Source organism: Alcanivorax sp. (assembly GCF_014762765.1).
Lineage (GTDB): Bacteria > Pseudomonadota > Gammaproteobacteria > Pseudomonadales > Alcanivoracaceae > Alcanivorax.
The window spans coordinates 1-9542 of the sequence record NZ_JABURH010000194.1 but is presented as its reverse complement, the minus strand read 5'-3'; the positions used below and the strand labels follow the sequence as shown (position 1 = coordinate 9542).

Annotated in this window: 10 protein-coding genes and 1 pseudogene; 8 read left to right on the top strand and 3 right to left on the bottom strand. The window is 60.4% G+C overall.

The genetic code is table 11. The annotated features are described in order from the left end of the window. The 3 genes from HUJ17_RS14920 to HUJ17_RS14910 all read right to left on the bottom strand — a co-directional run. Positions 1 to 394 (bottom strand): acyl-CoA thioesterase (locus HUJ17_RS14920; protein WP_035249705.1); only part of this gene is annotated, 394 nt, incomplete at its 3' end. A 73-nt stretch (positions 395 to 467) separates the two neighbouring features. Further along, positions 468 to 1838 (bottom strand): TRAP transporter large permease subunit, encoded by a 1371-nt coding sequence (locus HUJ17_RS14915; RefSeq protein ID WP_290511432.1) that lies wholly within the window; start codon positions 1836 to 1838, stop codon positions 468 to 470. Next, complete coding sequence (locus HUJ17_RS14910; protein WP_290511431.1) at positions 1838 to 2383, bottom strand: TRAP transporter small permease subunit; 546 nt, start codon at positions 2381 to 2383, stop codon at positions 1838 to 1840. Before HUJ17_RS14910 ends, HUJ17_RS14915 begins: the two co-directional genes overlap by 1 nt. A 299-nt stretch (positions 2384 to 2682) precedes the next feature. Between HUJ17_RS14910 and HUJ17_RS14905 the strand changes: the two genes are divergently transcribed. From HUJ17_RS14905 to HUJ17_RS14870, 8 genes and pseudogenes are all read left to right on the top strand, one after another. Continuing rightward, positions 2683 to 3729 (top strand): substrate-binding domain-containing protein, encoded by a 1047-nt coding sequence (locus HUJ17_RS14905; RefSeq protein WP_290511436.1) that lies wholly within the window; start codon positions 2683 to 2685, stop codon positions 3727 to 3729. A gap of 137 nt (positions 3730 to 3866) precedes the next feature. Further along, positions 3867 to 5255 carry a phosphate ABC transporter permease subunit PstC gene (pstC, locus tag HUJ17_RS14900; RefSeq protein WP_290511430.1) on the top strand — a complete coding sequence of 463 codons (1389 nt, stop codon included), beginning with the start codon at positions 3867 to 3869 and terminating at the stop codon, positions 5253 to 5255. Positions 5256 to 5271: 16 nt separating this feature from the next. Continuing rightward, positions 5272 to 6540, top strand: coding sequence for a phosphate ABC transporter permease PstA (pstA, locus tag HUJ17_RS14895; protein ID WP_290511429.1), 1269 nt, complete (start codon positions 5272 to 5274; stop codon positions 6538 to 6540). A gap of 25 nt (positions 6541 to 6565) precedes the next feature. Further along, the gene (pstB, locus tag HUJ17_RS14890; RefSeq protein ID WP_290511428.1) at positions 6566 to 7459 is read left to right on the top strand and encodes a phosphate ABC transporter ATP-binding protein PstB; all 894 of its coding nucleotides are present in this window, start codon (positions 6566 to 6568) and stop codon (positions 7457 to 7459) included. A gap of 24 nt (positions 7460 to 7483) precedes the next feature. Continuing rightward, positions 7484 to 8197 carry a phosphate signaling complex protein PhoU gene (phoU, locus tag HUJ17_RS14885; protein WP_063508444.1) on the top strand — a complete coding sequence of 238 codons (714 nt, stop codon included), beginning with the start codon at positions 7484 to 7486 and terminating at the stop codon, positions 8195 to 8197. Positions 8198 to 8544: 347 nt separating this feature from the next. Then, positions 8545 to 8865: a metalloregulator ArsR/SmtB family transcription factor gene (locus tag HUJ17_RS14880; protein ID WP_290511427.1), complete on the top strand. Its 321-nt coding sequence runs from the start codon at positions 8545 to 8547 to the stop codon at positions 8863 to 8865. A gap of 1 nt (position 8866) precedes the next feature. Then, positions 8867 to 9364 (top strand): arsenate reductase ArsC, encoded by a 498-nt coding sequence (locus HUJ17_RS14875; protein WP_290511426.1) that lies wholly within the window; start codon positions 8867 to 8869, stop codon positions 9362 to 9364. Then, positions 9364 to 9542: pseudogene (locus HUJ17_RS14870) on the top strand (arsenical-resistance protein); the annotation flags it as partial. The gene HUJ17_RS14875 and the pseudogene HUJ17_RS14870, both read left to right, overlap by 1 nt.

Genomic DNA, 9542 nt, shown 5'->3' with positions numbered 1-9542 from the left:
AGTCCCTCGGCACCGCCCGGGTCCGGCCGGTGTCATCAATGGCCACGAAGGTGAAATGCCCTTCGGTCACCTTCGACAGGGTGCCGGTGTCTTCGCGGATCCACACTTCCACCAGAATCTGCATGGAGCTGCGGCCCACGTCTTGAAGCTGGGTGTAGCAGCTGACCACGGCGCCCACCGGCACCGGGCGCAGGAAGGCCATGGAATCAATCGCCACGGTGGCCACGCGGCCACGGGCTTTCTTGCGGGCGGTGACAGCACCGGCCAGATCCATCTGCGATACCAGCCAGCCACCAAAAATATCGCCATTCCAGTTGGCGCTTTGCGGCATGGCAATGGTCTGAATGGCCAGGGTGCCGATGGGCTGGGGCATGTCGTCGGTGTTATCGGTCATGTTTGTTATCCGTAATATTTTGAGCCGGTGTTTAGATCCTGCTTGGGGTCTATTCACAGCCGCCGTAGTTCATTTATCCGTACAGTTGATCCGGGAGCCAGGTGGCCAGTTCCGGGAACAGCGCCAGTATACCCAGCATCAGCAGCTGGATAAGGATAAAAGGTATCACGCCCTGGTAAATCTGCGCGGTTTTTACCTCTGGCGGCGCCACGCCGCGGAGGTAAAACAGGGCAAATCCAAAGGGTGGGGTCAGAAAACTGGTTTGCAAGTTCAGGGCGATCATTACCCCCAGCCAGATCGGGTCCAGCCCCATGGCCAGCAGTACCGGGCCGACAATGGGCACCACCACAAAGGTAATCTCGATAAAGTCGAGGATAAAGCCGAGCAGGAAGATCAGCAGCATCACCAGCAGAGTGGCGCCGATCACCCCGCCGGGCAGGCTCTCGAACAGGGCATGCACCGCTTCCTCGCCGCCGAAACCGCGAAACACCAGGGAAAACAGGCTGGCGCCGATCAGGATCATGAACACCATGGCGGTGACCCGGCTGGTGGCGCGCACTACCTGGCCGAGAATCTGTCCGTTCAGGTGCCGGTTGCCGGCCGCCAGCAACAGCGAACCAAACGCGCCCACGCCGGCCGCTTCGGTGGGGGTGGCCTTGCCGGTGAGAATGGAGCCCAGCACCGCCGCAATCAGCAGCAGCGGCGGAATCAGGCCGCCCAGCAGGGGGCGCCAGCCGCGCGGCTCGCCATCATTGGCCTGAAACGCGGGTGCCCACTGCGGTTTCAGCAGGCTGATGGCTACCACATACAAGAGATACAGGCCCACCAGAATCAGGCCGGGAATCAGCGCACCCACAAACAGATCGCCAACGGACACCGTATCCAGGGACCACAGCCCCTGTTTGAGCTGGGCTTCCTGATAGGCGTTGGCCAGCACATCACCCAGCAATACCAGGGCAATGGAGGGGGGGATGATCTGCCCCAGCGTGCCGGTAGCACAGATCAGGCCGGTGGAGAGTTGCGGCTGATAGCCCTGACGGAGCATGGTGGGCAGCGATAACAGCCCCATGGTGACCACGGTGGCGCCGACGATGCCGGTGCTGGCGGCCAGCAAGGCGCCCACCAGAATGATGGCCACGCCCATGCCACCGGGCAGGCCGCCGAACAGCTGCCCCATGCTGGCCAGCAGTTTTTCCGCCACCCGGGATTTCTCCAGCATCACTCCCATGAACACGAACAGGGGCACCGCCATCAGGGTGGTGTTATCGATGATGCCGAACAGCCGGTTGGGAACAAAGGTCAGGTCCGCCGGACTGAAGGTGCCGGTGGCCATGCCGGCCGCAGCGAACAGCAGGGCGGTGCCGCCCAGCACAAAGGCCACCGGGTAGCCGCTGAGCAGCACCAGGCACACCACCACAAACATCAGCAGGGGAATCCATTCCATCACAGGCCCTCCCCGGGGTGCTCCTGGGGAGTGGGCAGGGCAGCCCCCAGCAGGGTCAGGCCGTGACGCAACAGCTCTGCCAGGGCCTGCACGGTGAGCAGGGCGGGCAGGATCAGCAGCAGGGTTTTCAGCAGATAGACAAAAGGCAGGCCGCCATTGGCGGAGGTTTCCTGCTCGCGCCAGCTGCTGGCCACATAGTCCAGCGACAACCAGAAAAGGGCTCCGCACACCGGCAACAACAGAAACAGGGTGCCCAGCACATTTACCCAGGCACGTCCCCGGGGGCTGAAGCGCTGGTAGAGCACATCCACCCGCACATGCTCGTCCTCGGCCAGGGTATAGGCAATTCCCAGCATAAACAGACTGCCATGCAGGTAGGTGAGCGATTCCTGCAGGGCGATATTGCCGATCCCGAAGCCGTAGCGGAGCACCACCACCAGCACCATGCCCAGTACCAGTAGCAGGGCGAGCCAGGCGCTGCTGCGGCCCACCAGGGTAGTGAATCCGGTCAAGCGTTGCTGCCAGCGTAATAGTTGTTGTGTCATAAAAAGCCTATGGGCTGCATTGACCCCCCGGGTCCGGTGCCAAGGCCGGGGAATACCGAGAAAGCGGGCATTATACGGGGCCTGTGGGGCAGGGCCAGCCTGTGGCAGTGGCCGGGGAGATTTCCCGGATCACAATGGGGCCATCTTGCTGTAATGTTGTTGTCACAAACCCTCTCTAGCATGCGCGGTGCTGAAACATGAACTGGTTTGCAAAGATTGCAAGAACAAAACCGGGGTGGGGTCGTTACCTGACAAGCGCCGGTGCCATGTAACTAGGAGGCTTAACCGTGAACTTCAAGATGAAAGCAACTCTGGCAGGTGCCGCTGCGGCACTGGCCATGGCCAGCGTACCGGGCACCGCCATGGCCCGTGACACTATCTCTATCGTGGGTTCCTCCACGGTATATCCGTTCGCCACCGTGGTGGCTGAGCGTTTCGGTCGTACCGGCAACGCCACCCCGAAAATCGAATCCACCGGTTCCGGCGGCGGCATGAAGCTGTTCTGCCAGGGCGTGGGCACCCAGCACCCGGACATCACCAACGCATCTCGTCGCATGAAGAAGTCCGAGTTCGAGCTGTGCCAGAGCAACGGTGTGAAAGACATCACCGAAGTGAAGGTCGGTTACGACGGCATCGTGATTGCCAACTCCGTGAAGGGCGAGCACATCGATCTGTCCCTGCGTGACATCTTCCTGGCCCTGGCCAAGGATGTACCGAACCCGGATGGCAGCGAAGAGCTGGTTGCCAACCCCTACAAGACCTGGAAAGACGTGAACCCGGCGCTGCCCAACACCGAAATCGAAGTACTCGGTCCGCCGCCGACTTCCGGTACCCGTGATGCCTTCAACGAGCTGGCCATCGAGGGTGGTTGCAAGACCTTCCCCTGGCTGAAGGCCATCAAGAGCGAAGACAAGTCCAAGTACAAGGCCATCTGCCGCAGCGTCCGTGAAGACGGCGCTTATGTGGAAGCCGGTGAGAACGACAACCTGATCGTGCAGAAGCTGGAAAAGAACCCGGCTGCCTACGGTGTGTTTGGTTACTCCTTCCTGGATCAGAACCGCGGTGTGGTGCAGGCTGCCAACGTGGGCGGTGTCGAGCCCACTTTTGAAGCCATCGGTTCCGGCGACTACCCGGTATCCCGCTCCCTGTACTTCTACGTGAAGAAAGCCCACGTGGGTGTGATTCCGGGCATCGAAGGCTATGTGAAAGAATTCACCAGCGAGAAGGCCTGGGGCGACCAGGGCTACCTGGGCGAGAAAGGCCTGATCCCGCTGGGTGATGAGCTGCGCAAGAACATGGCCAAGCAGGCTCGCAGCCTCAAGTCCATGACTGGCGAAGAGTTGTAAGGGAAATAACAAAAAGCATGGATGCTTTCGGCCCGGTGGCGTTTGCCACCGGGCTTTTTCGCCCCTGATAAACCTGTGTTTGTTCCACCAAGGTCATTGCGTTGATCTTGTTTGAGCAAATCCGATCGGAGTGATACATGCAAACCGGAAACCTGCTGTTGCTGCTGGTGGTGATGGTGGCTGGCGCCTACTTTGTGGGGCTTCGCCGCTCCTACGCGCTGGCCCGTCCTCTTGGGGGGATTCGCCACCTTCACTCGCTGCCGTTTTACTTTGCCATGCGTTCGGCCATGTGGTGTGCCATTCCTGCTCTGGTGGTGCTGGGCCTGTGGCTGGCATTTGATGACAGCATTATTCGTCAGCAGGTGCTGGCCGGCTTGCCGGCGGAGCTGCAACCGACGGATGCGTCCAGCTATAACCTGACGCTCAGCAAGATCCAGAACGTGGCCAGCGGCGCTCTCCCGGTCGGCTTTGTGGAGCCCCCCATTGCGGCGGCGGCAGAGAATCTCCAGTCCCTGCGCCAGACCAGCGCCATGGCCATGACTGTGGTGATTATCGTGCTGTGCATGTTCGGCGGCGCCTGGGCCTGGCTGAAAGTATCGCCGCAGTTGCGCGCTCGCCAGCAGGTGGAGCGGGTACTGCAGACCCTCTTCATGCTGTGTGCCACGGTGGCGATCCTGACCACCGTGGGCATTGTGCTCTCGGTACTGTTCGAATCCATCCGCTTCTTCGGCAAGGTGCCAGTCACCGATTTCCTGTTCGGGTTGCAGTGGAGCCCACAGACGGCCCTGCGTGCCGATCAGGTAGCCTCCGGCGGTGCCTTCGGTGCCGTGCCATTGTTCATGGGCACCATGCTGATTTCCGCCATCGCCTTGCTGGTGGCGGTGCCGGTGGGGCTGATGTCGGCCATTTACCTGGCGGAATACGCCAGCAACCGGGTTCGGACCGTGGCCAAGCCGGCACTGGAAGTGTTGGCCGGGGTACCCACGGTGGTGTACGGCTTCTTTGCCGCCCTGACGGTGGCGCCGTTTATTCGCGGCATGGGTGAATCCATCGGCTTGAATGTGGCCTCGGAATCGGCCCTGGCCGCTGGTCTGGTGATGGGCATCATGATTATCCCCTTCGTGTCTTCACTGGCAGACGATGTGATTACTGCCGTGCCACAGGCCATGCGTGATGGCTCCCTCGGGCTGGGCGCCACCAAGAGCGAGACCATCAAGAAGGTGATTTTCCCGGCGGCCCTGCCTGGCATCATGGGCGGCATTCTGCTGGCCGCCTCCCGGGCCATCGGCGAAACCATGATCGTGGTGATGGCCGCCGGTCTGGCCGCCAATCTGACCGCCAATCCGCTGGAAGCGGTGACTACCATCACCGTACAGATTGTGACTCTGCTGACCGGCGACCAGGAATTCGACAGCGCCAAGACCCTGGCGGCCTTCGCCCTGGGCTTGATGTTGTTCATCACCACCCTGGTCATGAATATCTTCGCGCTGCATATCGTGAAGAAATACCGCGAGCAGTACGACTAGGAGCCGGAGAGAAACCATGAGCGAAACCACGGAAAAAGTCCGCAAAACGTTGGCCCGGCGCTACCGGGCCGAGAAACGTTTCAAGGCGTTCGGCATCGGCTCCATCGGCATCGGCCTGATGGCCCTGGTGCTGCTGTTCACCGACATTATCGGCAAGGGTTACAGTGCTTTCTTCGAGTATGAAATCCAGTTGCCGATCACCTTCGACGCCGAGGTGCTGGATGTCAGCGACCCCCGCGACGAGGATGAACTGAACTACGGTAACTATCAGGGGGTGATCCGCGACGCCCTGGCAGAACGTTTCCCCTCTGTGGAAGGCCGTCAGGATACCCGGGCGTTGAACCAGCTGGTGAGCACCGGCGCCGGTTATGCCCTGCGCGATATGTTGCGCGAAGATCCTTCCCTGCTGGGCAAGACCCGCACCCTGTGGTTGCTGACCGATGACGATGTGGATCTGTTCCTCAAGGCCAGTGAAAAGCAGCGCGAAGACAGCCGCCTGAATGCCAAACAGCAGCAGTGGGTGGCCGAGCTGGAAGCCTCCGGGGAAACCCGCATGGTATTCAACCAGTCCCTGTTCAGTTACGGCGATTCCCGTGAGCCGGAACAGGCGGGCATTCTCGGCGCCATTCTCGGTTCCCTGTTCACCATGATTGTGACTCTGGTGTTGAGTTTCCCGGTGGGGGTGGCCGCGGCGATCTATCTGGAAGAATTTGCACCGAAGAACAAGTTCACCGATTTCATTGAAGTGAACATCAACAACCTGGCGGCGGTGCCGTCGATCATCTTCGGCCTGCTGGGTCTGGCGGTGATCATCGGCCTGTTCGGCCTGCCCCGCTCGGTGCCGCTGGTGGGCGGTATCGTGCTGACGTTGATGACGCTGCCGACCATCATCATTTCCAGCCGCGCCGCCATCAAGGCGGTACCACCGAGCATTCGTCAGGCAGCCATGGGGCTGGGGGCGTCTAAGATGCAGGTGGTATTGCACCATGTGCTGCCACTGGCGCTGCCGGGCATGCTCACTGGAGCCATCATCGGTATGGCCCAGGCCCTGGGTGAAACCGCACCGCTGCTGATGATCGGCATGGTGGCCTTTATCGTCGATCTGCCTGCCGGTCCGCTGGATGCTGCCACGGTGTTGCCGGTACAGATCTACCTTTGGGCAGACAGCCCTGAGCAATCTTTTGAAGCGTTGGCGTCCGCCGCCATCATGGTGCTGCTGGCGTTCCTGATCACCATGAACACCCTGGCGGTGGTACTGCGCAAGCGTCTAGAGCGGCGCTGGTAACGGACCGGTAACGAGGATTTGAGTGATGGAAACCGCACAGCAACTGGACAAACCGTCTCTGGGCAACAATGATGCGGCCAAAGACAAGGCCATTAACGAGCGTGACGCAATGACACAAGACACCCCCTATCCCGATCAGACCGTGGGTAAGCCCTTTGTGGACAACCCGAAAATGCGCCTGCGTGATGTGGAGGTGTTTTACGCCGATAACCAGGCCATCCATGGCGTCAGCCTGGACATCGGCAAGAACGAAGTGGTCTCGCTGATTGGTCCGTCCGGTTGCGGCAAGTCCACCTTCCTGCGCTGCCTGAACCGCATGAACGACACCATCGATATCTGTCGGGTGAAGGGTGACCTGCATCTGGAAGGGCAGGATCTTTACGACCCGAAACTGGATGTGGTGGAGCTGCGCGCCCGGGTGGGCATGGTGTTCCAGAAGCCCAACCCGTTCCCAAAATCCATCTACGATAACGTGGCCTATGGCCCACGCATCCATGGCCTGGCCAACAAGAAATACGACCTGGATGAGATCGTGGAAAACAGCCTGCGCAAAGCCGGCCTGTGGGACGAGGTGAAAGATCGCCTGCATGCTTCCGGCACCGGCCTGTCCGGTGGTCAACAACAACGTCTGTGTATTGCCCGCACCATCGCGGTGAGCCCGGAAGTGGTGTTGATGGATGAGCCCTGCTCCGCGCTGGACCCCATCGCCACCGCCAAGATCGAGGAGCTGATCAGCGAGTTGAGCGAGTCCTATACCATCGCCATCGTCACCCACTCCATGCAGCAGGCCGCGCGGGTGTCCCACCGCACCGCCTACTTCCACCTGGGTCGTCTGGTGGAAATGAATGACACCGAGACCGTGTTCACCAAACCGGAACACGATCTGACGGAAGCCTATATCACCGGGCGCTTCGGCTAAGCGCCGCTCGGAGGAATACAGATCATGGATCGCATGCATTTTGGTGAGCACAGCTCAACCCAGTTCAATGAGGCGCTGGAATCCATCCGCAACAATCTGATGGAGATGGGTGGCCTGGTGGAAAAGCAGGTAGTGGATGCCTTGCAGGCATTGCTGCATGCGGATTCCGACCTGGCCCAGAAGGTGCTGGACACGGAAGACAAGGTCGACAAGCTGGAAATGCTGATCGACGAGGAATGCACCCGAGTGCTGGCCCTGCGCCAGCCCGCCGCGTCGGACCTGCGTTTGATCATTGCCGTCACCAAGGCGGTCTCCGATCTGGAACGGATCGGTGATGAATCCGCCAAGATTGCCCGCATGGGCCAGCAGCTGGCGGAAGAGGGCGAGTCTCCGCGCGGTTACGTGGAAGTGCGCCACATCGGCAACCATGTGCGCAACATGCTGCGTGACACCCTGGATGCCTTTGCCCGCTTCGATGCCAAGAAAGCCCTGGCCGTGGCCGCCGAGGATAACGAGGTGGACCTGGAATACCGCAGCGCCATGCGTTCGCTGGTTACCTTCATGATGGAAGACCCGCGCTCCATTACCCGGGTGCTGAACATCATCTGGTCCCTGCGTGCACTCGAGCGAATCGGTGACCATGCCCGCAACATCGGCGAGCAGGTTATCTACCTGGTGGAAGGCAAGGATGTACGCCACATCACCGTGGACGAGATCGAAGCCAAGCTGAAGAAATAAGCTGCTGTGAGCAAAACCTTGCTACGTAGCGACTGTAGGAGCGCCTCTCGAGGCACGAACCTCGCGCAGCGAGGAAATCGGCCGCAGGGCGATCAGGAATTGCAAAGCTCGACAGGTCTATCCATGTAAAGGTTATGGCTAGGCTAGATAGAAGCGCATTCCTCGCCAAGGCTCGGTTCGCGTCTCAAGCGACGCTCCTGCAGGACTTTTATAAAGGCCGTGCCCGTTCCGGGCGCGGCCTTTTGCCTTTCCAGCATCGTCACAAAACTTTCCCGCGTTGCAGCTTGAAGCTTGCCGCTTGCAGCTTTAATATCCGTATTTCCGAATATACGAATACAGGGCGACCCATGCTCACTCCCACCCAGCTCTGCAAATGCCTCGGCGATGATCTTCGCCTGAGTCTGGTCTGCCTGTTGCACGGTCAGGGCGAGGTGTGTGTGTGTGATCTGGTGGATGCGGTCAGTGCGCCGCAGTCCACCGTGTCCCGACATCTGGCCCAGTTGCGCCAGTGTCAGCTGGTGGTGGCGCGGCGCCAGGGTACCTGGATGCATTACCGCATCAACCCGGAGCTGCCTGCCTGGGCCCAACAGACGATGGCGAATCTGGTATCACCGGCCTGCGAGGCTCTGTCTTTGAACCTTCCTGTCCCTGCCTGCTGCGAGAACTGACATGCAACTGCAACCCGTGACGATTCTGGTGCTGTGCACCGGTAATTCCTGCCGTTCCATTATCGGCGAAGCCTTGATCAATGCCCTGGGCGAAGATCGTTTTCGGGGGCTCAGTGCCGGCAGCCATCCCACCGGTCAGGTAAATCCCGGGGCGCTGGCGGTGCTGGCCCGCCATGGCATTACCCCGGCTAACCCGGCCTCCAAGTCCATGGACGATCTGGCCGATGAAGATATTGATCTGATCATCACCGTCTGCGACAGCGCTGCCGGAGAAGCCTGCCCGGTGTGGCTGGGGGATGTGCCCAAACTGCATTGGGGTCTGCCGGACCCGGCCCATGCGCAAGGCACGGACGAGGAAATTGCCGCCGCCTTTGAGGCTACCTACCAGCAACTGGAAAAACGTCTTCAGGCGCTGTTCGCTGTGTCGCTGGATGACCTCAATGAGAAAGGCCTGGTGGCCTGCGGTGAGCAAATCCACAGGGACTTGGAGGACCACTGATGCCGTTTTTCGAACGTTACCTGAGCGTCTGGGTGGGGCTGGCGATTATCGCCGGGGTTGGCCTGGGGTTGGCGGTGCCGCCGCTTTTTCAAGCGGTGGCGGCGTTTGAATACGCCCATGTGAACCTGGCGGTGGCAGTGTTCATATGGGTGATGGTCTACCCGATGATGATCCAGAT

What these genes read in the sequence shown, in the direction of transcription:
- HUJ17_RS14915 (WP_290511432.1), bottom strand. Translation starts at nt 1,838, where the DNA reads ATGGAATGGATTCCCCTGCTGATGTTTGTGGTGGTGTGCCTGGTGCTG.
- HUJ17_RS14910 (WP_290511431.1), bottom strand. Translation starts at nt 2,383, where the DNA reads ATGACACAACAACTATTACGCTGGCAGCAACGCTTGACCGGATTCACT.
- HUJ17_RS14905 (WP_290511436.1), top strand. Translation starts at nt 2,683, where the DNA reads ATGAAAGCAACTCTGGCAGGTGCCGCTGCGGCACTGGCCATGGCCAGC.
- pstC (WP_290511430.1), top strand. Translation starts at nt 3,867, where the DNA reads ATGCAAACCGGAAACCTGCTGTTGCTGCTGGTGGTGATGGTGGCTGGC.
- pstA (WP_290511429.1), top strand. Translation starts at nt 5,272, where the DNA reads ATGAGCGAAACCACGGAAAAAGTCCGCAAAACGTTGGCCCGGCGCTAC.
- pstB (WP_290511428.1), top strand. Translation starts at nt 6,566, where the DNA reads ATGGAAACCGCACAGCAACTGGACAAACCGTCTCTGGGCAACAATGAT.
- phoU (WP_063508444.1), top strand. Translation starts at nt 7,484, where the DNA reads ATGGATCGCATGCATTTTGGTGAGCACAGCTCAACCCAGTTCAATGAG.
- HUJ17_RS14880 (WP_290511427.1), top strand. Translation starts at nt 8,545, where the DNA reads ATGCTCACTCCCACCCAGCTCTGCAAATGCCTCGGCGATGATCTTCGC.
- HUJ17_RS14875 (WP_290511426.1), top strand. Translation starts at nt 8,867, where the DNA reads ATGCAACTGCAACCCGTGACGATTCTGGTGCTGTGCACCGGTAATTCC.